Consider the following 25,045-nt stretch of genomic DNA (forward strand, 5'->3'; position numbering starts at 1 on the left):
TTTGCCTTAACCGCCCAGCGCCTGTGCGAGCTTGTCGAACGCCTGATTCCAGCCGCCTTCCCCGGCCGTTCCTTCAGGCACGCCCGCATGAACCATGGTCATCCGCGTCCCGCCATCTAAAGCGGTCAACTCGACGATGACCTCCGTGACGTCCGGCGTGCCCTCGGGCATCCCCATCGCCGCGGGCGGGATGAGCGTGCCGTCGGCCTCGCACATGCTTTCGGTGTAGACGAGCCGCGTGGGCGCCGAGATTTCCTTGAAAACCCCGATGAACCACATGGTCATCGTGCGATCCGGCGTGACCATCTCCATCGAGATCTTGCGCGTCCCGCCAACCGTCAGGTCGATCTCGGCAACCGGAACCGTGAAGCCACGCGGCCCGTACCAGCTCTGGAACAGCTTTGCATCGGTCCACATCGACCAGACCTTCTCGATCGGTGCGTCGAAATCGCGTTCGATCCTGATCCACGCCTGCGTGTCAGTCATCGGTATCTCCCTTCAATGTCCTTAAAGCATTGTCCATCGCGTCGAACCGCCCCTCCCAGATCGTGCGATACTGGTCGGTCCAACGGGATATCTCGGCGATGGGTTCTGGATTCAGCGTGCAGGGCCGGAATTGCGCGCTCCTGGAGCGGTCGATGAGCCCCGCGTTCTCCAGCACGCGGATGTGCTTGGAAATCGCCGGCAGGCTCATCTGAAACGGTTCGGCCAACTCGTTCACGCTGGCCGACCCGCGCGAGAGCCGGGCGAGGATCGCGCGGCGCGTCGGGTGGGCAAGGGCCGCGAAGGCGGCGTCGAGGCGGTCGGAAGTGCTCATGTTGTCCGTAATAAACCACTATGTTAATTAATCAAGTGGTTTAATACAAAGCTTTGGGGGCTGCGCGGGTCAGTCGAACCGCCAGCTCGTCGCGGTGACCCCGCCCATCATGTCGTTCTGGTGATAGGTCACGGTCGCCTTGCCGTCCTCCGCCGCGCCCAGTGCCGCAAAGAGCGGGACGAGGTGATCCTCCTGCGCGTGGCAGACCCGCGCATGGGGCGCGGTCTCCCATTTGATGAGCTTGTCGGTCCGGTCCTCCGGCCCGAGATCCAGCACCTCGTGCAGCCACGCGTCGAAGGCCGCCGACGGCTCCTTCGCGCCCGGCCCGAAGAGCCGAAGGTTGTGGTAGCTGAGGCCGGAGCCCACGATCAGCACCCCCTCATCGCGGAGCGGCGCGAGCGCCCGACCGATCGCGAAATGCGCCTCGGGGTCGTAGTTCGACAGGAGCGAGACCTGAAACACCGGCACATTCGCCTCGGGGTACATGATATACGCTGGCACGAAGGTGCCATGATCGAACCCCTGCGTGTCATCCAACGTCGCGTCGATCCCCGCCTCCGCAAGCAGCGCCTGCGCACGTTCGGCGATCTCGGGCGCACCGGGCGCCGGGTAGACGACGTCATAGGTGTGCGGCGGAAATCCGAAGTAGTCATACACCATCGGCGGTTTCGCGGAATGCATGACGCGCAGGTCATCCGCCTCCCAGTGGCCCGAAATCATCAGGATCGCGCGGGGCGGTTCGGGCAGTTCGTCCGGCATCGCGGCGAGGCTTTTCTCAAGAACCGGGAAAAGCTTGCGCATGTCTTCGACCCAGGGCCAGGGGCCCCCGCCATGCGAAATGAAGTATGTCGGCATCCGTGCCATTGGGCAGTCTCCATCTGTTTCCACAGATGTAGGCCCTGTAGCTTGCGCACAGAACCCGCCAAGTTCTCACATGATCTGTGCGAAAACCATCACGACTTGTCGGTCACGTTTTCCTTGAACGATTTCTCGAACGCCGCTTGCTGTTCGGGGCCTGCCTCTGTCTGGTTGAGCGTTTTCCACTCGTCGTAGGGCATCCCGTAGAAGACCTCGCGCCCTTCCTCTTTGGTCATCTCGATCCCGCGCTCGTTCGCGGCCTCCTGATACCAGCGGCTGAGGCAGTTCCGGCAAAACCCGGCGAGGTTCATCATGTCGATATTCTGCACGTCGCGCCGGTCCTCTATGAGGTGCTGGCGCAGGCGGCGGAATGCGGCGGCTTCAAGTTCGAGGCGGGTCTGGTCGTCCATGGTATCCTCCGTTTGTCTAAAGATCGGCCTTCGCGCGCACCTCTTCAAGGATCGGCGCAAGCCGTTCGGCCCAGCCGTATTGCTGCGCCTCGGTTTCGATCAGGTCGTTGCGCACCTCGATCAACACGTTCGCGCGGCCATGACGGCTCGCATGACGATCCACGCTGTCACCGTCCAGATGGCCCCCGTAGGGCTCGTTCGCGCCGATAACAAGGTCCGACTCCCGGTGCAGGCGTTCGATCAGCGGGGCCGAGAAGCGCTCGTCCTCGGCATAGAGCACGCCGATATGCCACGGGCGTGGATCACGGCCGCGCAGCTGGCGGGTGAAGGAATGAATCGCGACATAGATCGTTTCGTCCTGTCGTGCGGCAAGCCGGGCCACTTCCTGATGATACGGACGATAGCACAAGTTGAGCCGGCGCTCTTTCTCCGCCTGCCCCGCGTGGCGGTTCGCCGGGATTATCGAGCCATCGTAGAGCTTCATAAGGAGCGTCGGGTCGTCTTCGCCCCGGTTCGGGTCGATCACGAGTCGCGAAAAGTTGGAGCAGACACAGGGGCTGTCCAGCATCTCGGCGAGCGCGAGGCTCACCCCCGCCGCACCGGGGTCGAACGCGATATGGCGGGCCATGTCCTCACCCGGAAGGCCAAGATCGCCGCCGCCGATTTCGGCGGGAACGAAATTGGTCGCGTGGTCGCAGGTGATCAGCCAGCGACCCGGCCGATCCTCGCCGAAGGTATGAAACGGGTGATACGTCATGCGCCTGTCGTGATTTTCGCCAAACCTGCGTAGCGGAGACGCACCGAAAGCAAAAGAGGGCCTTTTCGCCCGTATTTTCGGCAGTTGCCGTTGCGATAGGCACCGGCACCCGATAGAGACAGAGCGACTGTTACCGCAAACAGACGAGGCACCATGAAACGCTCCCGCAACATCAAGATCGTCGCCACGCTGGGCCCGGCCTCGTCGACCTACGACATGATCCGGACACTGTCCGAGGCAGGCGCGGATGTGTTCCGGCTGAACATGTCGCACGGGAGCCATGACGATCACCGCGAACGCCACGCCCAGATCCGTCAGGTCGAAAAGGACACGGGCCGCCCCATCGCCATCCTCGCGGATCTTCAGGGGCCGAAACTGCGTTGCGGCACCTTCGTCGCGGAAGCCGCCGACATCGAGGAGGGCGACATGTTCCGCTTCGACCTCGACCCCAAGCCCGGCACCAACCATCGTGTCTGCCTGCCGCACAAGGAGATCTTCGAGGCGCTCGAGGTCGGCTCCACCCTCCTCGTCAACGACGGAAAAATGCGGCTGAAGGTCAAGGAGTGCGGCGACGACTTCGCCGACTGCGAGGTCATGGTGGGCGGCACGATTTCCGACCGAAAGGGCGTGAATGTCCCGGACGTAGTGCTACCGCTGGCGGCGCTGTCGTCCAAGGACAAGGAAGACCTGGAATTCGCTTGCCAGCTGGGCGTCGACTGGCTCGCCCTGTCCTTCGTCCAGCGGGCCGCTGACGTGGAAGAGGCGCGCGCGCTGGCTCAGGGCCGTGCCGCGATCCTGTCAAAGATCGAGAAACCGGCAGCCGTGCGTGATTTCGATGCGATCCTCGAGGCGTCGGACGGGATCATGGTGGCGCGCGGTGATTTGGGCGTCGAACTGCCGGTGCAGAACGTGCCGCCGATCCAGAAACGGCTGGTCCACTCCTGCCGCCGCGTCGCCAAGCCGGTGATCGTCGCGACCCAGATGATGGAGTCGATGATCGAGAGCCCGGTGCCAACGCGTGCCGAAGTCTCGGACGTGGCCAACGCGATCTACGAAGGGGCCGACGCAGTCATGCTGTCCGCGGAATCCGCCGCCGGCAATTACCCGCGCGAAGCCGTGGCGACCATGAACGACGTGGCGATCGAGGTTGAGAGCGACCCGACCTATCGCCAGGTCATCAACAACTCCCGCCACGTCGAGCGTACCAGCATCGCGGACGGGATCGTCTCGGCGGCCCGCGAGATCGCGGAAGCTACCGAGATCAAGGTCATCGCCTGCTTCACGCAATCCGGCACGACCGCCTCGCTCGTCGCCCGCGAGCGGCCCGAAGTGCCGATCATCGCCCTCACTCCGCTCGTGGGCACCGCACGGCGCCTGTGCCTCACCTGGGGCGTGCAAAGCCACATGACGGGCCGGGTCGATCGGTTCAAGATGGCTGTCGTGGCCGCCGCACGCGCCGCGCGAACCTCCGGCCTCGCCACCGAGGATGACCAGATCGTCGTCACGGCGGGCGTGCCCTTCAACGTGCCCGGAACGACGAACATCCTGCGCGTCGCGCCCTGCGCGGAAAGATTGATTTTCGCCACCGACCCTGAATAACTGGGCGCCATGCCCTTTGACCTCTACATGGTGATCGGGGTCATCATTCTGGCCCTCGCCATTCCCTCCGCTATGAGTGCCTGGATCGACAAGCGCGCACCGCGCATTTCGGCGCTGCTCATCCTTGGCGGCGGCGGCCTGATCATCTACGCCGTGCGCGCCAAACCGGGCGGCTACAGATGGGCCGAAGTGCCCGAAGCCTTCGTCACCGTCGTCGGCCACTATTTCTTCTGAAAACCCTTGCCAGACGGGCGCTGGCCCCGTATACGCCGCACTTCCAAGCGCGGCCGGCTCGAGAGGCATGCCGAGTCGCGTGAAACGTCAGAAATACGGAGACGCAAATGCCCAAGATGAAGACGAAGTCGAGCTGCAAGAAGCGGTTCAAGGTGACGGCGACCGGCAAGGTCCTCACCGGTCAGGCCGGCAAACGCCACGGCATGATCAAGCGCCACAAGAAATTCATCCGCGACGCTCGCGGGACAACTGTCATGTCGGCTCCTGACGCGAAAATCGTCAAGTCGATGATGCCCTACGACCGCTAAGAGGAGGCACGACCATGTCCCGAGTCAAAGGTGGAACCACGACCCACGCCCGCCACAAGAAGGTAATCGACGCCGCGAAAGGCTATTACGGCCGCCGCTCGACCAACTTCAAGACCGCCACCCAGGCCGTCGACAAGGCGAACCAGTACGCCACGCGCGACCGCAAGAACCGCAAGCGGAACTTCCGTTCCCTGTGGATCCAGCGCATCAACGCCGCTGTGCGCCAGCATGACGAAGCGCTGACCTACTCCAAGTTCATCAATGGCCTCGCCGTGGCCGGGATCGAAGTGGACCGCAAGGTCCTCGCCGATCTCGCCGTGAACGAGCCGGATGCGTTCGGTGCCATCGTCGATAAGGCGAAGGCCGCGCTCGCGTAACACCTCGCAAGAGGTCACAAGTTTCAGGAAGCCGCGGACCTCGCAGGGGGTTCGCGGCTTCTTTCGTTTCCGGCACCGCTCATCCGAGCCCGTGGCTCGTCTTCGCGGGTCCGGGCGAAGAGAGGCCGGGGCCTCGATGAGCCCCCGCCGGGGCACTTGCAAACCACCCCCCCTGTGCTAGCAGGAGGGCGACCAAAACCAAGGGGGTCCGGGATGGACGATCTGAGGCAGAAATATCTGGATCTGGTGGCCGGTGCCGCCGACGAGGCGACGCTCGAAGACATCCGCCTGCAAGCGGTGGGCAAGAAGGGCGAAGTGGCGCTGGCGATGCGCGAACTGGGCAAGATGACGCCCGAGGAGCGGCAGGTGCAGGGGCCCAAGCTCAACGCGCTGAAGGACGAGATCAACTCGGCGCTGGCCGCCAAGAAGGCCGCGCTGGGCGACGCCGCGCTCGATGAGCGTCTGCGCGGTGAATGGCTCGACGTCACCCTGCCCGCCCGCGACCGGCGCATGGGCTCGATCCACCCGGTGTCTCAGGTCACGGAAGAGGTGACGACGATCTTCGCCGACATGGGCTTCGCCGTCGCCGAAGGCCCGCAGATCGAGGACGACTGGCACAACTTCGACGCGCTCAACATCCCGCCGCACCACCCCGCGCGGCAGGAGCATGACACCTTCTTCATGCACCGCGATCCGGGCGACAACCGCCCGCCCCACGTCCTGCGCACCCACACTTCGCCGGTTCAGATCCGCGCGATGCAGAAACAGGGCGCGCCGATCCGCGTGATCGCGCCGGGCCGTGTCTATCGCTCGGATTACGACCAGACCCACACGCCGATGTTCCACCAGGTCGAGGGCCTCGCTATCGACCGCGACATCTCGATGGCGAACCTCAAATGGACGCTGGAGGAATTCTGCCGCGCCTATTTCGAGGTGGACGAGGTCGAACTGCGCTTCCGCGCCTCGCACTTCCCGTTCACCGAGCCGTCGGCCGAGGTCGATCTGCGCTGCTCTTGGGAAGGCGGCCAGCTCAAGGTCGGTCAGGGCGACGACTGGATGGAAATTCTGGGCTCCGGCATGGTCCACCCCAAGGTGCTCGAATCCGCCGGGGTCGATCCGACCCAATGGCAGGGCTTCGCCTTCGGCATGGGCATCGATCGGATCGCCATGCTGAAATACGGCATCCCCGACCTGCGCGCCTTCTTCGACAGCGACCTGCGCTGGCTGCGCCACTACGGGTTCTCGGCGCTGGATATGCCCACGATGCGGGGGGGGTTGAGTAGGTGAACCACGAGTATCTGACAGCTTGTGAGGAAGTTTGTCGGGATTTCTCGCTGCTATCGCCTTCGAGTTCGTTAGAAGGCCTACTCCCTCTTCTCGCGTTTATTTGGGCAATCTACGCCTATTTCAACGGTCGAAATAGAGACCGAATTCAAGAGGCGAAGCGGGAAAGAAGACGAGCCTACGCTGACTTTGTAAGCGAACTAGAGAATGCCCTCTTTGTGAAGACTGTGGACGACGAAACTTCAAACCGCACAGCGCTCAAAAGGCTCTGGACGTCTCACTCGTTGCTGGACCTGGTCTCACCGGTCAAAGTCACCGATCAAGCCACTAAAGTAGTAACTGCTGTGAACGACTACTACTTCGGTAGATTGGACGACATGAAGTGTTCGGATGGCGAAATGAGAAACCCGTATGACAGGATTGTATTCGAAAGAGGCGAGCTCGTCAGATTGATGAAACAGGATGGATCGGAGCTGGATTAATGCCCCTCTTCAGACACGAAAACCGCCAGAAATCCGAACGCACAAAGCGCATCTATGCGCTGTTCGAGATCGCTTATACCTGCGTCGATTTCATTGCCGCGGCGGCCTTTCTGATCGGGTCTTTCCTGTTTTTCTCCGAAGACACCCAGACCGCCGCGACATGGCTGTTCGTCGTCGGCTCCGTCTGCTTCGCGATCAAACCGACCCTGCGGCTCGTCCGTGAACTCAAACTTTACGCCATCGGCGACGACGACGACCTCGCCAAACGCCTGAGGGACTGACCATGACCGACGAGATGGAAGACCTGAACCAGACCTATCCCGGCGCGGGCAATTTCACCTTCGGGGACAGCGAGGCGCTGTGTAACGACCTGCTCGCCCTCGTCCGGTCCGGCCAGAAGCGCGCGACCTGCGACCGGTTGTCGGAGTTCGACGCCGATCCCGACGCCCGGCCCGCGGTCGGCCGCTGCGACATTGCGATGAACTGGGACGGCACCCCGGCCCTCGTTATCCGCACCACCCAAGTTGACGAGGTCGCGTTCAAGGACGTCACCGAAGAGATGGCGCTGGCCGAGGGCGAGAACGACAGCCTCGACGGCTGGCGGCGCGACCACGAGGCCTATTTCACCCGCAACGGCGGGTTCGACCCGAATATGATGCTGCTCTTCGAGCATTTCGAACTGGTAGAGGATCTGGCAGACCGCTGAGCGGTGCCGAGAAAGGACAAGACCGATGAAATTCACACTTTCCTGGCTGAAAGATCACCTCGACACCACGGCCTCGGTGGACGAGATCGCCGAGACCCTGACCGACCTCGGGCTTGAGATCGAAGAGGTCGTGAACCCCGCCGACCGCCTGTCGACCTTCACGCTGGCCAAGGTCAAGCATGCGGAGCAGCACCCCGATGCCGACCGCCTGCGCGTCTGCACCGTCGAGACGAACGAAGGCGACAAGCAGATCGTCTGCGGCGCGCCCAATGCGCGCGAGGGGATCACGGTGGTGCTCGCCAAGCCCGGCGACTACGTCCCCGGCATCGACGTCACCCTGTCCGTCGGCAAGATCCGGGGCGTCGAAAGCCACGGCATGATGGCCTCCGAGCGCGAGCTGGAGCTGTCGGACGAGCACACCGGCATCATCGAGCTGCCTTCGGGCGAGGTGGGCGAAAAGTTCATCGACTGGCTCGCGGCCAACGACCCGGCCAAGGTCGACCCGGTGTTCGACATCGCGATCACCCCGAACCGTCCCGACGCGCTCGGCGTGCGCGGCGTGGCGCGCGACCTGGCCGCCCGTGGTCTGGGCACGCTGAAACCCGCGCCCGAGGCGAACGTGCCGGGCACCTTCAAGAGCCCGATCAACGTGACCATCGACGGCGACACGGCGGGCGACGATGGCTGCTATATCTTTCAGGGCCGGCTCATCAAGGGCGTGACGAACGGACCTTCCCCCGCGTGGCTGCAACAGCGGCTCAAGGCCATCGGCCTGCGCCCGATCTCGGCGCTGGTCGATATCACCAACTTCTTCACCTACGATCAGAACCGCCCTCTGCACGTCTTCGATGCCGACAAGGTCAAAGGCGATCTGCGCATCCACAAGACCACGGGTGGCGAGCAGCTTCTGGCGCTTGATGAAAAGACCTACACGTTCGAACCGGGGATGGTCGTGATCTCTGACGCAGAAGGCGTCGAGAGCGTTGCGGGCATCATGGGCGGCGAGGAAACCGGCTGCACCGAGGAAACCGTGAACGTCTTTCTCGAAGCCGCCGTGTGGGAGCCGATCCAGATCGCCCGCACCGGCCGCGCGCTCAAGATCAACTCCGACGCCCGTTATCGAAACGAACGCGGCATCGACCCGGCCTTCAACCCCCTGGCCATCGAACTGGCAACCCAGATGATCCTCGATCTCTGCGGTGGCGAGGCATCCGAGGTCGTGACCGCCGGTGAGGTGCCGGATACGTCGCGCGCCTACAAGCTCGACACCGCGCGCTGTTCGTCGCTGGTCGGTATGGACATCCCCGCCGAGACGCAGCGCGCCTCGCTTGAGGCGCTTGGGTTCACGATGGAGGGCGACATGGCCCACGTTCCGTCGTGGCGGCCCGACGTGCTTGGCGAGGCCGATCTGGTCGAGGAAGTGGCGCGCATCGCGTCGCTGACCAAGCTGGTGGGCAAGCCCATGTCGCGCGCCACCACGGGCGTGCCGAAACCCGTCCTGACCCCGATGCAGGTGCGCGAGAACACGGCGCGGCGCACGGCGGCGGCACTGGGGTATAACGAGTGCGTCACCTACAGCTTCATCGACGCGGCCTCCGCCGCGCTGTTCTCGGGCGGCGACACCGCGACGATGCTCGAAAACCCGATCTCGTCAGAGATGAGCCACATGCGCCCCGACCTGCTGCCGGGTCTGCTGCAGGCCGCCGCCCGCAACCAGGCGCGCGGGTTCATGGACCTCGCCCTGTTCGAAGTCGGCGCGATCTGGCACGGCGGCGAGCCGGACGAGCAACGTCTGGCGATCTCCGGCGTCCTCATCGGCGCGACGGGGCCCAAGGATGTGCACGGTGCCGCACGCGGCTTCGACACATACGATGCAAAGGCGGACGCCGAGGCGATCCTTGCCGCGATGGGTGCGCCCGCCAAGGTGCAGGTCCTGCGCGGGGCCGAGGGTTGGTGGCATCCGGGCCGGCACGGCAAAATCTGCCTCGGCCCGAAAAAGGTGCTGGGCGTTTTTGGCGAGCTGCACCCAAAGGTGCTGGCAGAGATGGACGTAAAGGGGCCGGCCGTCGCCTTCACGCTCTATCCCGAAGAAATCCCGATGCCGCGCAAGTCGAACGCGACCCGGCCCGCGCTGACGATCTCGGACCTGCAACCGGTGGAGCGCGACTTCGCGTTCGTCGTCGATGCTGATGTCGAGGCGCTGACGCTGGTCAACGCCGCAGCGGGCGCCGACAAGGCCTTGATCGAGGATGTGCGGGTATTCGACCAGTTCACCGGCGGCAAGCTCGGCGAAGCCGGTCAGAAATCCATCGCGATCACCGTGCGGATGCAGCCGACCGACGCCACGCTCACCGAGAAAGAGATCGAAGCGGTCGCGGCGAAGATCGTCGAGAAGGTTTCAAAAGCCACGGGCGGCACGCTGCGCGGCTGAAGCCACTGGTGTCCCGGCCCGTGTCGGGACGCCACTCAAACTGATCGGAGGCCCCAAATGACCCTGAACGTCTACCTCTCAGGCGAAATCCACACGGACTGGCGCGAGCAGATCGTGAACGGCTCGGAGGGGCTGGATGTGACCTTCGCGGCCCCGGTCACGGATCATGCGGCCTCGGACGATTGCGGGGTGGCGATCATGGGGGAAGAGCCGGACAAATTCTGGCACGACCACAAGGGCGCCAAGCTGAACGCGATCCGCACCCGCAAGGGGATTGAAGACGCCGACGTGGTCGTCGTGCGTTTCGGCGACAAGTACAAGCAGTGGAACGCGGCGTTCGATGCCGGCATGGCCGCTGCGCTCGGTAAGTCGCTCGTCATCCTCCAGCCACCCGAACACGACCATGCGCTGAAAGAGGTCGACGCCGCCGCCCTCGCCGTCACCCGGACGCCGGGCGAAGTGGTCGACATATTGCGTTACGTTCTGACTGGAACACTACCCGGCTGACACGAAAAGGGCGCCCGAAGCCGGGCGCCCCTCCGCATGGACCCTTGCGGGCCCAAAGGATGCCTTATCAATTCGCCATGACACTGGCGTCGACATCTGCATCACCCTCGACCGAGGTATCACCGTCGGTCGAAGCCGTGCCATCGGCCATCATGTCGTTGACATCATCGACGTCACCGGCGCCTTCTTCGGTCGCGGGGTTTTCGGCGAAGAACTCGTCTTCGTCGAAGGTTTCCGCGCTGTTCGTCGCGCCGGCCGTGGAATGCACCGTGCGTGCTTCCGCGATGGCGATCATTCCGTCGCCGTCAATGTCGTAGGTCTGGAGTGCGACGGTGGCGTTCTCACCGAAAGCCGCTTCCAGTTCGGCCATTTCCAGCATGCGGTCGTCGTTCTGGTCCATGGCATCGAAGCTCATGGTCTGAGCGGCCGCCATGCCGCCGGTCAGGGCCACGCCGAGGGCCAGCGGTGCTGCGGCGAAAAAGGTCGTGCGTTTCATGATCGTTGCCTTTCATGTCTGCGTTCTGTTGGTGGAGGTTCGTTCCTCCTCGGCGCACCAACGTGTCCCTGCGCTGAATGTTTCTTCCCGATTTCGCACCGGCCCGGCAGGAACGGCTGCAGCCTGCCGGTTCCCCGCGCGAGAGCCGCATCAGATCTGCTCGGACCTCCATGCCAAAGGCCGAAGATTGGCCCCGGTACTTCCGAAAAATTTCTAAATATCAGTGGCTTGATCCGACCATCAGGCCATCGGCCGGAACAACCCGACGCCGCGCGGCGTTCGATCACCAAATCCTGATCCAAATTCGGGACCAGTTGATATGGAGATGAACATGTTTGAACTTACAGGCCTTTTCGGCATCATCCTTCTCGCCCTCGATATCTGGGCGCTCGTGTCGATCTTCTCGTCCGGCGCGTCCACCGGCGCGAAGGTACTCTGGGCGCTGCTCGTGATCGTCCTGCCGCTCCTCGGCTTCATCATCTGGCTCATCGCCGGACCGAAGTCGAACCGCGCGACGGTTTGATCCACGACAAGAAAATCAACTCCCCGGCCCCGGTGCATTGCTGCGCCGGGGCTTTTTCCTGCGTGGCTTTCGCTTCTCCCGACCGCCATGGTAGGTAATTGTCGGCGGGTGCGTTTCAGCCTGCGGACAATCGGAGATCAGTATAGAAAATGTTTCAGGAATTCAGGGACTTCATAGCACGCGGCAATGTCATGGACATGGCCGTGGGTATCATCGTGGGCGCCGCCTTTACTGCGATCGTCAGTTCACTGGTCGCCGACCTCATCAACCCGATCATCGGGTTGTTCACCGGCGGCATCGACTTCACCAATAATTACGCGGTGCTCTCTGGCGACGTGGCCGAGGGCGCATCGCTCGAGGCCGCGCGCGAAGCGGGCGCTTCGGTCTTCGCTTATGGCTCGTTCATCATGGCGATCATCAATTTCGTGATCATCGCATTTGTCGTGTTCATGCTCGTGCGCCAAGTGAACAAGATCAAGGCCGCCGCCGAGAAACCTGAGGAAGAGAGCGCACCGGAAGATCCGCCGACTCCGGTGGAAGTGCAGCTCCTCACGGAAATCCGCGACGCCCTCAAGTCCGCCTGACGGACGCGCCGACGCGACACCGGGGTCCGCCAACGCGGGCCCCGTTCCGTTTCGCCCCCCTGACCAACACTCAAGAACGGACAGATCAAGATGGAAGAACAGCTTCAACAGCAGATCGCGACGTTCCTGGACCGTTTCGGCGGTCTGCTGCCTTACGTCCTCGACGGTTTCAAGGCCCTCGTCATTCTCATCGTCGGGTGGATCCTCGCCGCCGCCGTCAGCCGGATGGTACGCCGCCGGGTCGAAGCGTCGAAACGAATCGACAAGACCATCGGGTCGTTCCTGTCGTCCATCGTCCGCTGGGTCTTGCTCGCAGTCGTCGCGATCACTGTCCTCAACATATTCGGGATCGAGGCGACCTCGCTGGTCGCGATGCTTGGCGCCGCCACGCTGGCCATCGGCCTTGCGCTACAGGGCACGCTGTCCGACATCGCCGCCGGGTTCATGATCATTCTGTTCCGCCCTTATCGGAACGGCCAGTATATCTCGATCGACGGGACCTCCGGGACGGTCACTGAGATCAACCTTTTCTTCACCGAGATGGCCACGCCCGACAATGTCCAGATCATCGTGCCGAACGGCAAAGCCTGGGGCGCGATCATCACCAACTGGTCGCACCACGAAACCCGCCGCGTCGATATCGTGATGGGCATCGACTATGCCGACGACATCGACAAGGCGCTGAAGGTGATGCTCGACATGGCAAATGCCGATCAGCGCGTGCATGACGACCCTGAGCCTTGGGCGCGGGTGACGAACCTTGGCGGCAGTTCGGTCGACCTGACCATGCGTATGTGGGCGGACTCCGCGGACTACTGGGACCTCAAGTGGGAGTTCACGAAAGGGCTGAAGGAAGCCTTCGACGCGGCCGGGCTGTCCATCCCGTTCCCCCATCGCACGCTCTACGTCAAAAGCGACGAGGGCGACGCGGTGACCATCGCGCGGCAATCCGACTCGTAGCGCTATGCGGAAACCATGCTATCCTCTTCTACATATCGTGAGGGGGAGGTCATCATGGACCGCAGGTTATTCATCACGGCATCCGCCGCTGCACTTCTTGCGGGCACGTCGGCCCGCGCCGAGCGGATGCTGGTCAACTCCCCCGGTGACGGATTTCTGAACCTGAGATCCGGGCCGGGGTCCGGTTTCAACATACTCTACCAGATGCCGCACGGCTCCTCGGTCGAAACGCTCGAAAGCGCCGGCGGCTGGGTTCGTGTGCGGCATGAGAGTGGCGCGGTCGGCTGGGCCTTTGCCCGTTACCTTGCCAGCGCGGGCACTTCGCCCTTCCGATATATCTACTCGGCGGGGGATGGCTATCTGAACCTGCGCACGGGACCGGGAACCAAGTTCAACATCATCCGTCGCATGTACAACGGCGAAGAAGTGCGCCTTCTGGAACGGCGCGGATCATGGGTCCGCGTGCGGCACGAAAGCGGGGCCGTGGGCTGGGCATCGGAGAAATTCATGCGGCGCTGATTTCGCCCCATTTGGCCGTTGACACGGCCACCCCCGGCGGCTATCTGCCCCCTCGTGTGAATGGCGTGGTAGCTCAGCCGGTTAGAGCACAGCACTCATAATGCTGGGGTCGGCGGTTCAAGTCCGCCCCACGCTACCACACGGACCTCCCGAATTCCGGTTGTGACAGGGCGCCCCGACCGGGGCACCCCATACGTTCATTTCAGCCCCGAATGGCGAGCGTCGGCGACACCACGTCGATCTCCAGCGCACGCCCGACGGCGTAGTTCGTGAGCTGTCCGGCGTGGACGTTCAGCCCTCCAAGCAACCCCTCGTCGGCCTCCATCGCCGCGCGCCAGCCCTGATCGGCGAGCCGCATCATGTAAGGCAAGGTCGCGTTGCCCAGCGCAATGGTCGAGGTGCGGGCGACCGCGCCAGGCATATTCGCCACACAGTAGTGCATGATCCCGTCCACTTCGTAGATCGGATCCTGGTGCGTCGTGGCCTTGGATGTCTCGAAGCAGCCGCCCTGGTCGATCGCCACGTCGACAAGCGCCGCTCCCGGCTTCATCTCCGACAACTGCGCCCGGCTGATGAGCTTGGGCGCCGCTGCACCGGGGATCAGCACGGCACCGATCACCATATCGGCCTCGGCCACCAGTTCCGCCGTGCGCGCCTGGGACGCATAGGCGGTGTTGAACTCACCCCGGAACATATCGTCGAGCTGGCGCAGCCGGGTCAGCGACATGTCGAGCACCGTGACATCGGCCCCCATGCCCGAGGCGACGCGGGCCGCCTGTGTGCCCACCACACCACCGCCGATCACCACGACCTTGGCCGGCGACACGCCCGGCACACCGCCCATGAGCACGCCGCGCCCGCCATTGGCCTTCTGCAAAGTCCAGGCCCCGACCTGAGGGGCGAGCTTGCCCGCCACCTCGGACATCGGGGCGAGGAGCGGCAAGCGACCGTCCCGGTCCGTCACCGTCTCATAGGCAATGGCCGTCGCGCCGCTGGCGAGCAGGTCGCGGGTCTGATCCGGGTCGGGTGCGAGGTGGAGGTAGGTGAAGAGTACTTGGCCCTCACGCAATTGCTTGCGCTCGACCGCCTGTGGCTCTTTTACCTTCACGACCATGTCTGCGCGGGCAAACACCTCTTCCGCCGTATCCACGACACCGGCGCCGAGGGCGCGGTAGGCATCGTCGTTGAAGCCGGAGCCTTCACCGGCGCCTGTTTCGACGATCACCTCGTGGCCGTGGGCAATGGCTTCGCCGGCGGCAGCGGGCGTCAGACCGACGCGGAATTCCTGCGGTTTGATTTCTTTCGGGCAACCTATCAGCATGACGTTCTCCTTCTTTGTGACGACGCTACGCCGACCCGCCCGCAATGGGGTTGAAAAATATCCGTGCAAAACGAACGTTCTTCGAATAATTCACTCCTCATTGGCCAATCTGTTCGCAGGAGCTTCGATGGAACCGGAAATCGACGACATGGACCGCCGCATTCTGCACGTCCTTCAACGGAAGGGGCGGATATCGAATGCCGATCTTGCAGAACGGGTCCATCTCTCCGCCTCTGCCTGCCACCGCCGGGTCCAGCGGCTCGAAAAAGATGGGTACATCCGCGACTACGTGGCCCTGCTGGCTGCGCGGCGGATCGGCTATCCGACGATGGTTTTCGTCGAAATATCCCTTTCCGGTCAGGCGGACGAACTGCTCGAGGCATTCGAACGCGAAGTGGCGCTCGTGCCGGAAGTCCTCGAATGTCACCTCATGGCCGGGACGGCGGACTACATCCTAAAGGTCGTCGCCCGCGACACCGACGACTTCGCGCGCCTGCACCGCCAGAAGCTCGCCCGTCTGCCGGGTGTGCAAGGCATGCAATCGAGTTTTGCACTGCGCACGGTGTTCAAGACGACCGCGCTTCCGACCTAGGCTGGCATCAATACCGGCGCGCGCCGTTCACGGATCGGCAGGTGAAGGAGCGCCGAGAGCGCACCCACACCGACGCCCACCCACCACACCATCGTGTAGTCGCCGGTCAGGTCATAAAACCGCCCGCCCAGCCAGACGCCCAGGAAACTGCCAAGCTGGTGCGAGAAAAAGACGATGCCATAGAGCGTGCCCATGTAGCGCAGGCCGTAGAGATGCGCGACAAGGCCGGACGTGAGCGGCACGGTGGCAAGCCACAGGCTCCCCATCGTGATCGAAAAGACGACGACGCTGAGCGGCGTGATCGGAAGCATGATGAAGACGGCCGCGAAGACAGTGCGGAGCGTGTAGATGCCGACAAGGACATACTTCTTCTGAACCCGCCCGCCGAGCCAGCCGGCAAACAGCGTCCCGGCCACGTTCGCCGCCCCGACAAGCGCCATCGCCAGAGCCCCGAGCGCTGAGGTCGTCGTGACTCCGACGCTTGCGAGCAATCCGCCGGGATCGATGGCCCCGCACATCTCGGTCACGAAGGCTGGGAAATGCGCGGTCATGAAGCCGAGCTGATAGCCACAGGAAAAGAAACCGAGGAAGATCAGGGCAAAGGACGGGTCGCGCATGGCGCGCGTCAAAACCGTGCCAAGGCTCTCGACGATCTCCTGCCGATTTGCCACCGGCGCCCGCATCAGGGGGAGGACCGCCAGCACCGCGAGGATCGCGACCGCGAAGATGAGAAAGACATTCTGCCACGGCATGAAGCCCAGAAGCCATTCGGCCACGGGCGGCCCGAAGATCTGGCCTGACGACCCCACGGCGGTCGCCACGGCCAACGCCAGCGAGCGTTGCGCGTCCGAGGCCGCCCGCCCGACCACGGCAAGAATGACGCCAAACCCTGTGCCCGCCACGCCGAAACCGATGACGAACTCAAGCGCGTCATGCGCACCCGGCGTGACCGCGAAAGACGATCCGACCAGTCCGGCCGCGTAAAGAAGCGCGCCCAGAATGATCGCTTTGCGGTCACCGACCTTCTCGGCGATGGCGCCAAAAATCGGTTGCCCGATGCCCCAGGCGAGGTTCTGCATGGCAATGGCAAAACTGAACTCGGCCCGTGGCCAGCCGAATTCCGATGCGATGGGAATCTGGAAGACCCCGAAACTCGCCCGGATCGCGAAACTCACCATCAGGACGAGACACCCGGCGATCAGAACCGGGGTGAACAGGCGCGGCTGCGACATGGGGAACCCTCCGTTGCACCTGCAATCTTCCCATTTCGCGGCCCGCGTCAAACGCGAATTCGTGATACGCCATATCACCTTTCCCTATCCGGGCTGCCGGGCTAGACGGAACTCCATGACTGAGACGCTAAAGGACATCTACGCAGCCCGCGTGGCGGACGGCACGCTGACCCCGGACCCGGCGCAGGAGGAGGCCCTGCCGCTCCTCGACGATATCCGGGCCCATCTCGTCGCCACACCCGCGAAACGGCGCGGCCTCCTGGGCGGACTGTTTCACAAGCCTGAGGATGTGCCCGGCGGGCTTTACCTCTGGGGTGGTGTCGGGCGCGGAAAGTCCATGCTGATGGACCTGTTCATCGAACATCTCCCGATCGCCGAGAAGCGGCGGGTCCACTTCCACGCTTTCATGCAGGAGGTGCAGGAAGGCCTGCACGCCGCGCGCAAGGCGGGCGAATCCGACGCCATCGCGCCTGTCGCCGCGCGCATCGCCAAGGACCTTCGCGTTCTGGCGCTCGACGAAATGCAGATCACCGACATCGCCGACGCGATGGTCGTCGGTCGGCTGTTCGAAGTCCTTCTGCGCGAAAACGTGGTCATCGTCACGACGTCGAACCGCGTTCCGGACGACCTCTACAAAGACGGGCTGAACCGCCAATTGTTCCTCCCCTTCATTGATCTCATCAAGGAACGACTGGTCGTCCACGAACTGACCAGCCACCGCGACTATCGGCAGGACCGTCTGACGGGCGGCAATGTCTATTTCACCCCCGCCGACGCCGAGGCGCGCAAGGCGATGGACGCGGTCTGGAAGGACCTGACCGGCGGCGGAACAGCGGAGCCGCTCATTCTCAACGTCAAGAACCGGGCCGTCGAGATTCCCGCCTATCGCAACGGCGTCGGGCGTGCCGCGTTCTACGAGTTGTGCGGGCGGATGCTCGGGCCAGCGGACTATCTTGCCATCGCGGACGCGCTGAAGGTGCTCGTCCTTGACGACATCCCCTCATTGTCGCGCCAGAATTTCAACGAGGCCAAGCGCTTCGTCACCCTGATCGATGCACTCTACGAGGCGCATGTGCGATTGGTCGCGAGCGCGGCGGCACAGCCGGAATACCTCTATGTCGAGGGCGAAGGCAGCTTTGAATTCGAACGCACGGCAAGCCGGCTGCGGGAAATGCAGGACAAGGATTGGGGGCGGTAGACCGATACACGGTCTTTGCGACGAAATGCCTATCGCTCGTCCGCCGTCTCGTCGCCGCCTGAACCTTCAGCGCGGAAGCAGCGCAATCGGCGCGTCCGGATCTCGCGCGAAGTCGAGGGGCGCTTTGTCGGTGGCCGCCGTGGAGCGCTTGAAGTCATACCGCATCAGAGCACCATCCGCTTCGGACGCGACGATCAGGCACTGATACAGGTGGTTCGGCCCGGCGTAGAGATCCACAAGCCCGCGCAGCTTCGGTGCGTCCTGAATGTCGAGAGCGAAGCCGCCATCACGGAACTCGAGCACCGGATACATCTCCTCGCCGACCGCAACACGCATGTGCGCCGCTTTGCGCGCTTTTTTCTTCTGTGCGGCCGCGAGTTCTTCGCGAAGGTTTTCCGGCAAATGATCCATTGCGCCCTCCTGATTATCGAAACCATGCCAGCGCAATGGTTTGCGTCAAGATAACGATCCTGAGATCGAGTCTGTTCCTGTCAGGTGTTGTTTTCTTCCACCAGGTCGACACCGACGACCGGCCGAAGAACATGCGGTCGCGTAGGGTCGTAGAGCGCCGAATCCTTGAACGCCCGGACCTTGCCGAGCGCGGGACCCACCAGGATCAACGCCGTGCGCGTGATTTTTTCGGCCCGCACCTTCAGGCGGATGTCCGAAAGCGTGCCACGAATGAGCATCTCGTCCGGCCACCCGACGCGGTAGGCGACCACGACAGGGCAGTCCGCACCGTAATGCGGCGTCAGCACACGCTCAATCTCGCGCATGTTGCGCACGCCAAGGTGGATGGCGAGCGTCGCGCCGGTCCGCGCGAAGTTTTCCAGCGTCTCGCCCTCGGGCATTGCCGTCGACTGCATGGAAACCCGTGTCAGAACAATGCTTTGCGCTATTTCCGGGACTGTCAACTCCTGGCCCAGAGCGGCAGCAGCTGCGGCATAGGCAGGCACGCCCGGAATGATCTGATAGTCGATGTCCGCTTCGCGCAGCCGTCGGATCTGCTCGGCGATGGCCCCGTAGAGCGACGGATCGCCGGAATGCACGCGGGCCACGTCCTCGCCCCGCTCATGGGCCGCGACGATCTCGGCATGTGTCTGATCCAGCGTCATCGGCGCGGTGTCCATCACGCGCGCGCCATCCGGAGCACAAGCAACGACTTCAGGCGGCACGAGCGATCCGGCGTAGAGGCATATGGGACACTCCCCGATGATCCGCTGCGCCTTGAGGGTCAGCAATTCCGGGTCACCCGGACCCGCTCCGATGAAATAGACGGTCATGGTGTGTCCTCCGTTTCGAGATGCCGGTTGCCCACGTCGCGCAGGTCACCATCGATTCGCCGGGCATAGCCGCGCGGCGTGAACATGCGCGGGCCCTCGCCCAGTTCCGCAAGTCGCGAGTTGGACGATCCGATCAGGACGACGGTGAGCATGTCCACCTCGTCCACCTCAAGCTCGGCCAACCTACGGTAGCGTATGTTTTCTTCTGGTCTTCCCAGTGACGAGGCAAGAAGGACAGGGGTATCGGCGGGCCGATGGTCCAACAGGATATCCCGCGCCTCCGCCAGAAGGGTCCTCCGGCGCCGCGACACCGGGTTATAGAAAGCGATCACGAAATCGCCCTCCGCCGCCGCATGAAGCCGCTTCACGATATCCTCGCGCGGAGTCAGAAGGTCCGAGAGCGAGATCGCGCAGAAGTCGTGACCCAGCGGCGCACCGGCCCGCGCGGCCGCCGCCTGAAGTGCCGAGACGCCGGGTGTCGAGATGACCTCCACCCGCCGCGCGGCATCCGACACGCCGGTCTCATGCGCGCCACGGTCGAGAAGCTCGAACACGAGCGCGCCCATCGCGTAGATACCGGCATCGCCTGAGCAGATCAGCGCGACATTGCGACCTTTCCCGGCCTGCTCAAGGGCATACCGGCACCGATCCTCTTCTCCGCCCAGCGGAAAATCCGACCGCGTCTTGCCTGCTACGAGCGGGCCGAGGAGGTCGATATAGAGGCCATAACCCACAAGCTCTTGGGCTTCCTGGATCAGCCGCGACGCTTCCGGGGTGCGCCAGGTCGCCTGCCCCGGCCCGATCCCGATGATCGACAGTTTGCCGCGGGCCCGGCCCGCGGGCGCGGTGAGGGGCGCGGGTGCATTCGCCAGGGCACAGGTGGTATTCGCCGTTTTGCGCTTGGTGACCGCGAGGATCGCATCCTCACCCGCGCTGGCCAGTGCTGCGCCTTCGGCGACACCGTGGCATCCCACCTCGGCAAAGACGACCTCCGAAGGGGTGGCCAGACGGGGGGTCATGGCCTCCAGTTCGTCCGCAGAGAAGACCTTGAGTGGCACACCGAGGTCGCGGGCGAGCGCGTTCATGGCCGGCTCATCGCCCTTCAGGTCCAGCGTGGCAACGGCAGCGATCGCCCCATGCGCCACGCCAGCTTCAGCCAGCATCACATCGACGGATGCGCGCAATTCGGCCGGATCGGCCCCCCGCGCGCAGCCCACACCAAGGACGAAGGACTGCGGGTGGTAGACGAGCCGTTGTGGGCCACCGTCCACCGGTTCTTCGGTCACCACGAGTTCCACCCTGCCGTCGGGATCGCTCTCGATCTCGAAGACCGCATTCCCGATCACCTTCGCACCGCCGCCGGACAACATCGCGGCCATCGCGGACTTGGCATCCTCCGGATTCGCAAGACGATAGCCCGCAGGCGGCACGTCGAGCGCAACACCCAAGGCCACGTCTCCAGCCGTGGTCACCGCAGCTTTGGCCCCAAGCGCCTCGGCGATTTCGGTTGCAAGCCGGTTCGCCCCGCGATGCCCGCCCAACAGCGGGATTGCGACGCTGCCGTCATCGGACACGGCGATGACCGGTGGCTCCGTTCGCTTGTCCGCGAGGATCGGCGCGACGGCGCGTATCAGGATGCCCGCCGCGCAGACGCCCACGATGGGCGTTCCCGCCGCAAACAGGTCGCGCGTATGATCGAGCGCATTCGGGAAGAAGGCATCGGCCTTTTCGACCCGCCCCTCCCGACCATGAACGGACGCGCCGAGCGCATCGGCCACGCGATGCGCGACGGCCTCGCCGGAGCGGTTGAGACAGAGGACGACAGGTTTCAAAGCCACGGATCGGAGCCTTTCGTGACGAGTATCAGAGAGAAATAAGGGGCCGGGTCCGGCGCTTCGGCCAGCGGCAGGATCCGCTCGGCGTCCAGCGTGGCCCGTTCGACATAGATAGCCTGCTCGGCAAGCCCCAACTGGTCGAGGACATCGCGGATGCGGGAAAGGTGGCGGCCAACCTTCATGATGACCACCGCCTCGGCCTGTTCGACTTTACTGGCAAGCATTGCGCTGTCGATGGGGCCCGGCAGGACCGTGAGCACCTCGTTGCGTGCCACGAGCGGGCGCAAGGCCCCTGCGGTCGCAGCAGAGACGGAGGTGATGCCGGGAATGACGGTGACCGGGAAACGCTCCGCAAGTCGGGAATGAAGATACATGAACGACCCGTAGAAGAACGGGTCCCCTTCGCAGAGCACCGCCACGTCGCGACCGGCCTCCAGGGCCGCCGCGATGCGCTCTGCTCCCACTTCATAGGCCGCCTGAGCGGGCTCACGGGCCTTGGTCATCGGCACTTCGATCACGATCTCATCGGCGTCCGGCCGGATCAGGTCCGCCGCGATGGACCGCGCGAAGCTGTCGGTGCCGGGTAGAGTGGGATAAGCGACGACCTCCGCCGCGCCGATGACCCGCGCGGCCCGGAGCGTCATCAGGTCCGGATCGCCCGGCCCGAGGCCCACACCGATGAGCATGCCGGTCATCGTTTCAAAAGGCTCCACTGCGTCACGGTCATGGCGGAGCGCCAGCCCCGCATAGACCCGAGCGGCTCGGCACGATCCACCGCGATCCGGGTGAGTTCCCCGCCATGGCGGAAATGCAGGTCATTGAGGAGCCCTTCGCTTTCCAGCGTCACCGCGTTGGCGACGAACCGGCCAAGGGGCCGCAGGGCCTCCCACGCCGCGCGAAACGTCTCTTCGCTCATCCCGCCACCGACGAAGATGGCGTCCGGGCGTTCGAGGCCTTGCAGAACCATCGGCGCTTCGCCGTCTACGAGGTCGAGCCGCGGCGCACCCAGCGCCAGCGCATTCGCGGCCGCCATGGCCCGCCGGTCGTCTCGCGGTTCGATCCCGATTGCGCGGGCATAGCGTGCCGCGCGCATCCACTCGATCGCGACGGACCCGGAGCCGCACCCGATATCCCACAGCAGCGCGCCGCGCATCGGCATGAGCTTGGCCACGGTGATCGCCCGCACCTCGCGCTTGGTCATGGTGCCATCGGACTCGAAGAGTTCATCCGCAAGTCCGGGAACGCGTGGCACGAGGGCCGCGTCCGGGGCGGCAATGCACTCCACGGCGAGGGTGTTGAAAGCGGGGACTTCGTGGGACCAGCTTTCCGCAATGCCGTCGAACCGAGTCTCGTCCTTCCCGCCCATATTGGCGAGCACCGTCATGGGCGACTTCCCGAACCCACGTTCCGTCAGGAACCGCGCGATCTGGGCCGGAGTCTCTTCACCCGTCGTCAGGATCAGGAGCCGCGCGTCGGGCTGGATGAAGGCGATCATCTGCTCGACCGGGCGGCCGTGCACCGTGAGCGTCTCGAGGTCTGCCATGCTCCACCCCATTCGCGCACTGGCGAGTTGGAAGGCGGAGAGCTGCGGATGGAACGTGATCTCGTCCGCCGGAATCGCGCGCCCGATGCGCGCGCCGACCGAGAACCAGAGGGGGTCGCCGGTGGCCAGCACGACCACGCGCTTGCCTTTGTAGGACAACAGCTGGTCGATCAGCGCATCGAAGGGCGACGGCCAGGCGACTCGTTGCGCCGTGAGTCCATCCGCAAGCGTATGGTGCCGGTCGCCGCCGACGATGATCTCGGCCGTTTCGACAACGGTGCGAGTCGCAGGGGTCAGACCGTCGAGCCCATCCTCGCCGATCCCGACGATATGAAGCCAGGGCGCGCTCACTGCACCCGCTCCGGCAGACCTGCGGCCAGCGCATTGACCGCGGCCGAGGCGATGGCCGACCCGCCGCGGCGCCCCCGCAGCGCGACGTAGTCGCAACCGCGCGGGTTGTTCGCAAGCTCCGCCTTGGACTCGGCGGCCCCCACGAAACCGACGGGGAACCCGAGGATCACGGCGGGCTTCGGCGCGCCGGCATCGAGCAGTTCGAGAAGGTGGAACAGCGCCGTCGGGGCGTTGCCGATGGCGACCACCGCGCCCTCAAGCCTGTCGGCCCAAAGCTCTACCGCGGCTGCGCTGCGTGTATTGCCGATGTCGCGCGCGCGCTCCGGCACCGATGCGTCATTGAGTGTCACCACGACCTCGTTCTGAGCGGGCAAATAGCGCCGGATGATCCCCGCGCCCACCATCTCGCAATCACACAGAACCGGCGCGCCGGATGCCAGCGCCGCCTGCCCCGCCGCAAAGGCCCCGTCGGAAAACGCCAGCCGGTCCGCAACTTCCACCATCCCGCAGGCATGGATGATCCGCGTGGCAAGCTGCGCCATGCCCGCATCGAACCGATCCAGCCGCGCTTCCTTTTCGACGGTCGCGAAGCTCTGACGGTAAATTGCAGCCGGGTCACGCTCGTAGCGCAGGGGCGGGCGTCCAGTCATTTCGAGCGCGCCGACTCGGGGCCGTGCGGGTGCCTGGCGTGCGGGTATTCTGCGTGATGGTGGTGATGGTGCCCGTGATCGTGGTCATGGTCGTGGTGATGGTGGTGATCGTGCAGGTGCAGGCGGCACTCACCGGTGCAGAACGTGTCGCAGTATGTGCAATCCTCGACCCGGGAGCCGGGGGCCTGTGCCCCCTGCCCTTCGACATGGTGGTGGTGGCTCTCCTGCACAGCGCCCACCTCGGCTTCGAAACCCAGCACTTCGACCCGGTATTTGCACATCACGCAGGTCGGGGGCGGCGTGTCGGAAAACGCCGGATGCCCCGCCCGGTCCTCCGGCTTGATGTGTTTATGTGCGCCACCGTCCATCGACAGGACCTGTTCGCGATAGGGGCAGGTGCCGCAGTTCGGCGGCGGAACAGTGCCCAGTTGCTCGGTCACGCGCTCGGCGAAGGTTTCGAGCACCTTGGGATGGTCGTTCAGGTAGCCCGCCTTGACGAACTGGATCTCGGGGTGCGCTGCGGCAACACGATCGGTGAAGCCATAGATCCGGTCGATCAGGATGCCGGTGAACAGGAAATAGGGGAACACGACGATCCGCTTGTAACCCAGCTTGGCCGCATGTTGCAGGCAGGGCTCGACCAGCGGGAAAGTGACACCGGAATAGCCGACCTCCAGCCAGCCGAAGCCCAACCCTTCCTGCAAGAGCCGTGCGATCTTGGCGACGTTCGCATTGGCGTCCGGGTCGGACGCGCCACGCCCGATCACGACGAGACAGGTCTCTTCGCGCGGAACGGGGCCGTGTTCGGCATCCGCCGCCGAAACGGCATCGCGCACGCGCTCGCCGGCGGCCGCGACCATCTTCGGGTCCACGCCAAGTTCGCGGCCATAGGACACCTCGACCCCATGTTCGGCAGCATAGGTGTTGAGCACCGCGGGAATGTCGTTCTTGGAATGCATCGCAGCGAACAGCATCCCCGGTACGGCGAGGATCTTGTCGCATCCCGCGTCACGCAGGTTGTCGAGCCCCGATCGGATCACCGGGTTGGCAAATTCGAGGTAGCCATAATCGACCATCCAGTCGTCAGGGAAATAGGCGGGCAGCTTTTCGGCCAGCACCTTGAATTCATCGACGGCAGCCTGGCTGCGCGAGCCGTGGCCACAGATCATCACGCCGGTCTTGGACATC

General features: G+C 64.2%; 30 protein-coding genes and 1 tRNA gene. 16 read left to right on the forward strand and 15 right to left on the reverse strand.

Going from position 1 to position 25,045, the window contains the following annotated elements:
- Nucleotides 1-6: 6 nt before the first annotated feature.
- The 5 genes from B2585_RS12800 to B2585_RS12820 all read right to left on the reverse strand — a co-directional run bounded on the left by B2585_RS12800 (nt 7) and on the right by B2585_RS12820 (nt 2,842).
- Nucleotides 7-486, reverse strand: coding sequence for an SRPBCC family protein (locus B2585_RS12800; protein WP_292023661.1), 480 nt, complete (start codon nt 484-486; stop codon nt 7-9).
- A complete protein-coding gene (locus B2585_RS12805; protein WP_292023664.1) occupies nt 479-817 on the reverse strand; it encodes an ArsR/SmtB family transcription factor in 339 nt (112 codons plus the stop codon). The genes B2585_RS12800 and B2585_RS12805 overlap by 8 nt, the downstream gene beginning before the upstream one ends.
- 69 nt (nt 818-886) lie before the next feature.
- A complete protein-coding gene (locus tag B2585_RS12810) occupies nt 887-1,681 on the reverse strand; it encodes a DODA-type extradiol aromatic ring-opening family dioxygenase (RefSeq protein WP_292023666.1) in 795 nt (264 codons plus the stop codon).
- Nucleotides 1,682-1,770: 89 nt separating this feature from the next.
- Entirely contained in the window at nt 1,771-2,085 is a 315-nt protein-coding gene (locus tag B2585_RS12815; RefSeq protein WP_292023668.1) for a DUF1244 domain-containing protein, read from the reverse strand.
- Nucleotides 2,086-2,101: 16 nt separating this feature from the next.
- Nucleotides 2,102-2,842, reverse strand: coding sequence for an N-formylglutamate amidohydrolase (locus B2585_RS12820; RefSeq protein ID WP_292023670.1), 741 nt, complete (start codon nt 2,840-2,842; stop codon nt 2,102-2,104).
- Nucleotides 2,843-2,995: 153 nt separating this feature from the next.
- Here B2585_RS12820 and pyk point away from each other — a divergent pair, with 153 nt between their 5' ends.
- From pyk to B2585_RS12865, 9 genes are all read left to right on the forward strand, one after another.
- Nucleotides 2,996-4,441 carry a pyruvate kinase gene (gene pyk, locus B2585_RS12825; RefSeq protein WP_292023673.1) on the forward strand — a complete coding sequence of 482 codons (1,446 nt, stop codon included), beginning with the start codon at nt 2,996-2,998 and terminating at the stop codon, nt 4,439-4,441.
- A 9-nt stretch (nt 4,442-4,450) separates the two neighbouring features.
- On the forward strand, nt 4,451-4,675 hold the full coding sequence (locus B2585_RS12830) for a hypothetical protein (protein ID WP_292023675.1): 225 nt from the start codon (nt 4,451-4,453) through the stop codon (nt 4,673-4,675).
- A gap of 107 nt (nt 4,676-4,782) precedes the next feature.
- Nucleotides 4,783-4,983, forward strand: a complete 201-nt coding sequence (gene rpmI, locus B2585_RS12835) for a 50S ribosomal protein L35 (protein WP_292023676.1) — start codon at nt 4,783-4,785, stop codon at nt 4,981-4,983.
- A 14-nt stretch (nt 4,984-4,997) separates the two neighbouring features.
- Entirely contained in the window at nt 4,998-5,360 is a 363-nt protein-coding gene (gene rplT / locus B2585_RS12840; RefSeq protein ID WP_292023678.1) for a 50S ribosomal protein L20, read from the forward strand.
- Between the two features lie 213 nt (nt 5,361-5,573).
- Nucleotides 5,574-6,647, forward strand: coding sequence for a phenylalanine--tRNA ligase subunit alpha (pheS, locus tag B2585_RS12845; protein ID WP_292023681.1), 1,074 nt, complete (start codon nt 5,574-5,576; stop codon nt 6,645-6,647).
- A gap of 478 nt (nt 6,648-7,125) precedes the next feature.
- Nucleotides 7,126-7,407: a YrhK family protein gene (locus B2585_RS12850; protein WP_292023683.1), complete on the forward strand. Its 282-nt coding sequence runs from the start codon at nt 7,126-7,128 to the stop codon at nt 7,405-7,407.
- A gap of 2 nt (nt 7,408-7,409) precedes the next feature.
- The gene (locus B2585_RS12855) at nt 7,410-7,832 is read left to right on the forward strand and encodes an ASCH domain-containing protein (RefSeq protein ID WP_292023685.1); all 423 of its coding nucleotides are present in this window, start codon (nt 7,410-7,412) and stop codon (nt 7,830-7,832) included.
- 25 nt (nt 7,833-7,857) lie between these two features.
- On the forward strand, nt 7,858-10,263 hold the full coding sequence (gene pheT / locus B2585_RS12860) for a phenylalanine--tRNA ligase subunit beta (RefSeq protein ID WP_292023687.1): 2,406 nt from the start codon (nt 7,858-7,860) through the stop codon (nt 10,261-10,263).
- Between the two features lie 57 nt (nt 10,264-10,320).
- Nucleotides 10,321-10,770, forward strand: coding sequence for a YtoQ family protein (locus B2585_RS12865; protein ID WP_292023688.1), 450 nt, complete (start codon nt 10,321-10,323; stop codon nt 10,768-10,770).
- A 67-nt stretch (nt 10,771-10,837) separates the two neighbouring features.
- Here B2585_RS12865 and B2585_RS12870 read toward each other — a convergent pair whose 3' ends face one another.
- Nucleotides 10,838-11,266 (reverse strand): hypothetical protein, encoded by a 429-nt coding sequence (locus tag B2585_RS12870; RefSeq protein ID WP_292023690.1) that lies wholly within the window; start codon nt 11,264-11,266, stop codon nt 10,838-10,840.
- 331 nt (nt 11,267-11,597) lie between these two features.
- On the opposite strand from B2585_RS12870, the gene B2585_RS12875 reads away from it, so the two are divergent.
- The 5 genes from B2585_RS12875 (at nt 11,598) to B2585_RS12895 (ending at nt 13,991) form a co-directional block, all read left to right on the forward strand.
- Nucleotides 11,598-11,789, forward strand: a complete 192-nt coding sequence (locus tag B2585_RS12875; RefSeq protein WP_414674052.1) for a PLD nuclease N-terminal domain-containing protein — start codon at nt 11,598-11,600, stop codon at nt 11,787-11,789.
- A 149-nt stretch (nt 11,790-11,938) separates the two neighbouring features.
- Entirely contained in the window at nt 11,939-12,373 is a 435-nt protein-coding gene (gene mscL, locus B2585_RS12880; RefSeq protein ID WP_292023694.1) for a large conductance mechanosensitive channel protein MscL, read from the forward strand.
- Nucleotides 12,374-12,463: 90 nt separating this feature from the next.
- Entirely contained in the window at nt 12,464-13,333 is an 870-nt protein-coding gene (locus B2585_RS12885; protein WP_292023696.1) for a mechanosensitive ion channel family protein, read from the forward strand.
- Between the two features lie 54 nt (nt 13,334-13,387).
- A complete protein-coding gene (locus B2585_RS12890; protein ID WP_292023697.1) occupies nt 13,388-13,852 on the forward strand; it encodes an SH3 domain-containing protein in 465 nt (154 codons plus the stop codon).
- A gap of 62 nt (nt 13,853-13,914) precedes the next feature.
- Nucleotides 13,915-13,991 (forward strand) — tRNA-Met (locus B2585_RS12895).
- Nucleotides 13,992-14,054: 63 nt separating this feature from the next.
- On the opposite strand, the gene ald is transcribed toward B2585_RS12895, so the two are convergent.
- Entirely contained in the window at nt 14,055-15,173 is a 1,119-nt protein-coding gene (ald, locus tag B2585_RS12900; RefSeq protein ID WP_292023700.1) for an alanine dehydrogenase, read from the reverse strand.
- A 127-nt stretch (nt 15,174-15,300) separates the two neighbouring features.
- Here ald and B2585_RS12905 point away from each other — a divergent pair, with 127 nt between their 5' ends.
- Complete coding sequence (locus B2585_RS12905) at nt 15,301-15,765, forward strand: Lrp/AsnC family transcriptional regulator (protein WP_292023702.1); 465 nt, start codon at nt 15,301-15,303, stop codon at nt 15,763-15,765.
- On the opposite strand, the gene B2585_RS12910 is transcribed toward B2585_RS12905, so the two are convergent.
- Complete coding sequence (locus B2585_RS12910) at nt 15,762-16,997, reverse strand: MFS transporter (RefSeq protein WP_292023704.1); 1,236 nt, start codon at nt 16,995-16,997, stop codon at nt 15,762-15,764. The two genes, B2585_RS12905 and B2585_RS12910, sit on opposite strands and share 4 nt — an antisense overlap.
- A gap of 115 nt (nt 16,998-17,112) precedes the next feature.
- On the opposite strand from B2585_RS12910, the gene zapE reads away from it, so the two are divergent.
- A complete protein-coding gene (zapE, locus tag B2585_RS12915; protein WP_292023706.1) occupies nt 17,113-18,195 on the forward strand; it encodes a cell division protein ZapE in 1,083 nt (360 codons plus the stop codon).
- A gap of 66 nt (nt 18,196-18,261) precedes the next feature.
- On the opposite strand, the gene B2585_RS12920 is transcribed toward zapE, so the two are convergent.
- The 7 genes from B2585_RS12920 to B2585_RS12950 form a co-directional block, all read right to left on the reverse strand.
- The gene (locus tag B2585_RS12920) at nt 18,262-18,606 is read right to left on the reverse strand and encodes a hypothetical protein (RefSeq protein WP_292023709.1); all 345 of its coding nucleotides are present in this window, start codon (nt 18,604-18,606) and stop codon (nt 18,262-18,264) included.
- Between the two features lie 80 nt (nt 18,607-18,686).
- A complete protein-coding gene (cobM, locus tag B2585_RS12925) occupies nt 18,687-19,478 on the reverse strand; it encodes a precorrin-4 C(11)-methyltransferase (RefSeq protein WP_292023712.1) in 792 nt (263 codons plus the stop codon).
- Nucleotides 19,475-21,316, reverse strand: coding sequence for a precorrin-3B C(17)-methyltransferase (cobJ, locus tag B2585_RS12930; RefSeq protein ID WP_292023714.1), 1,842 nt, complete (start codon nt 21,314-21,316; stop codon nt 19,475-19,477). Before cobJ ends, cobM begins: the two co-directional genes overlap by 4 nt.
- The gene (cobI, locus tag B2585_RS12935) at nt 21,307-22,008 is read right to left on the reverse strand and encodes a precorrin-2 C(20)-methyltransferase (protein WP_292023716.1); all 702 of its coding nucleotides are present in this window, start codon (nt 22,006-22,008) and stop codon (nt 21,307-21,309) included. The genes cobJ and cobI overlap by 10 nt, the downstream gene beginning before the upstream one ends.
- Nucleotides 22,005-23,207, reverse strand: a complete 1,203-nt coding sequence (gene cbiE, locus B2585_RS12940) for a precorrin-6y C5,15-methyltransferase (decarboxylating) subunit CbiE (protein WP_292023718.1) — start codon at nt 23,205-23,207, stop codon at nt 22,005-22,007. The genes cobI and cbiE overlap by 4 nt, the downstream gene beginning before the upstream one ends.
- Complete coding sequence (locus tag B2585_RS12945; RefSeq protein WP_292023720.1) at nt 23,204-23,857, reverse strand: precorrin-8X methylmutase; 654 nt, start codon at nt 23,855-23,857, stop codon at nt 23,204-23,206. The genes cbiE and B2585_RS12945 overlap by 4 nt, the downstream gene beginning before the upstream one ends.
- Entirely contained in the window at nt 23,854-25,044 is a 1,191-nt protein-coding gene (locus B2585_RS12950) for a sirohydrochlorin chelatase (protein WP_292023722.1), read from the reverse strand. Before B2585_RS12950 ends, B2585_RS12945 begins: the two co-directional genes overlap by 4 nt.
- Nucleotide 25,045 lies beyond the last annotated feature (1 nt).

The sequence above is a fragment of the Maritimibacter sp. UBA3975 genome, assembly GCF_002384975.1.
Classification (GTDB): domain Bacteria; phylum Pseudomonadota; class Alphaproteobacteria; order Rhodobacterales; family Rhodobacteraceae; genus Maritimibacter.

Excerpts from the sequence above, each read along its gene's own strand:
- pyk (WP_292023673.1), top strand. The coding sequence starts at position 2,996 with ATGAAACGCTCCCGCAACATCAAGATCGTCGCCACGCTGGGCCCGGCC.
- B2585_RS12820 (WP_292023670.1), bottom strand. The coding sequence starts at position 2,842 with ATGACGTATCACCCGTTTCATACCTTCGGCGAGGATCGGCCGGGTCGC.
- rplT (WP_292023678.1), top strand. The coding sequence starts at position 4,998 with ATGTCCCGAGTCAAAGGTGGAACCACGACCCACGCCCGCCACAAGAAG.
- ald (WP_292023700.1), bottom strand. The coding sequence starts at position 15,173 with ATGCTGATAGGTTGCCCGAAAGAAATCAAACCGCAGGAATTCCGCGTC.
- B2585_RS12950 (WP_292023722.1), bottom strand. The coding sequence starts at position 25,044 with ATGTCCAAGACCGGCGTGATGATCTGTGGCCACGGCTCGCGCAGCCAG.
- B2585_RS12855 (WP_292023685.1), top strand. The coding sequence starts at position 7,410 with ATGACCGACGAGATGGAAGACCTGAACCAGACCTATCCCGGCGCGGGC.
- B2585_RS12805 (WP_292023664.1), bottom strand. The coding sequence starts at position 817 with ATGAGCACTTCCGACCGCCTCGACGCCGCCTTCGCGGCCCTTGCCCAC.
- B2585_RS12800 (WP_292023661.1), bottom strand. The coding sequence starts at position 486 with ATGACTGACACGCAGGCGTGGATCAGGATCGAACGCGATTTCGACGCA.
- B2585_RS12815 (WP_292023668.1), bottom strand. The coding sequence starts at position 2,085 with ATGGACGACCAGACCCGCCTCGAACTTGAAGCCGCCGCATTCCGCCGC.
- mscL (WP_292023694.1), top strand. The coding sequence starts at position 11,939 with ATGTTTCAGGAATTCAGGGACTTCATAGCACGCGGCAATGTCATGGAC.
- B2585_RS12875 (WP_414674052.1), top strand. The coding sequence starts at position 11,598 with ATGTTTGAACTTACAGGCCTTTTCGGCATCATCCTTCTCGCCCTCGAT.
- pheT (WP_292023687.1), top strand. The coding sequence starts at position 7,858 with ATGAAATTCACACTTTCCTGGCTGAAAGATCACCTCGACACCACGGCC.
- B2585_RS12810 (WP_292023666.1), bottom strand. The coding sequence starts at position 1,681 with ATGGCACGGATGCCGACATACTTCATTTCGCATGGCGGGGGCCCCTGG.
- cobM (WP_292023712.1), bottom strand. The coding sequence starts at position 19,478 with ATGACCGTCTATTTCATCGGAGCGGGTCCGGGTGACCCGGAATTGCTG.
- B2585_RS12870 (WP_292023690.1), bottom strand. The coding sequence starts at position 11,266 with ATGAAACGCACGACCTTTTTCGCCGCAGCACCGCTGGCCCTCGGCGTG.
- B2585_RS12910 (WP_292023704.1), bottom strand. The coding sequence starts at position 16,997 with ATGTCGCAGCCGCGCCTGTTCACCCCGGTTCTGATCGCCGGGTGTCTC.
- B2585_RS12885 (WP_292023696.1), top strand. The coding sequence starts at position 12,464 with ATGGAAGAACAGCTTCAACAGCAGATCGCGACGTTCCTGGACCGTTTC.
- pheS (WP_292023681.1), top strand. The coding sequence starts at position 5,574 with ATGGACGATCTGAGGCAGAAATATCTGGATCTGGTGGCCGGTGCCGCC.
- rpmI (WP_292023676.1), top strand. The coding sequence starts at position 4,783 with ATGCCCAAGATGAAGACGAAGTCGAGCTGCAAGAAGCGGTTCAAGGTG.
- B2585_RS12865 (WP_292023688.1), top strand. The coding sequence starts at position 10,321 with ATGACCCTGAACGTCTACCTCTCAGGCGAAATCCACACGGACTGGCGC.
- zapE (WP_292023706.1), top strand. The coding sequence starts at position 17,113 with ATGACTGAGACGCTAAAGGACATCTACGCAGCCCGCGTGGCGGACGGC.
- B2585_RS12830 (WP_292023675.1), top strand. The coding sequence starts at position 4,451 with ATGCCCTTTGACCTCTACATGGTGATCGGGGTCATCATTCTGGCCCTC.
- B2585_RS12890 (WP_292023697.1), top strand. The coding sequence starts at position 13,388 with ATGGACCGCAGGTTATTCATCACGGCATCCGCCGCTGCACTTCTTGCG.
- cobI (WP_292023716.1), bottom strand. The coding sequence starts at position 22,008 with ATGACCGGCATGCTCATCGGTGTGGGCCTCGGGCCGGGCGATCCGGAC.
- B2585_RS12920 (WP_292023709.1), bottom strand. The coding sequence starts at position 18,606 with ATGGATCATTTGCCGGAAAACCTTCGCGAAGAACTCGCGGCCGCACAG.
- B2585_RS12850 (WP_292023683.1), top strand. The coding sequence starts at position 7,126 with ATGCCCCTCTTCAGACACGAAAACCGCCAGAAATCCGAACGCACAAAG.
- B2585_RS12905 (WP_292023702.1), top strand. The coding sequence starts at position 15,301 with ATGGAACCGGAAATCGACGACATGGACCGCCGCATTCTGCACGTCCTT.
- B2585_RS12945 (WP_292023720.1), bottom strand. The coding sequence starts at position 23,857 with ATGACTGGACGCCCGCCCCTGCGCTACGAGCGTGACCCGGCTGCAATT.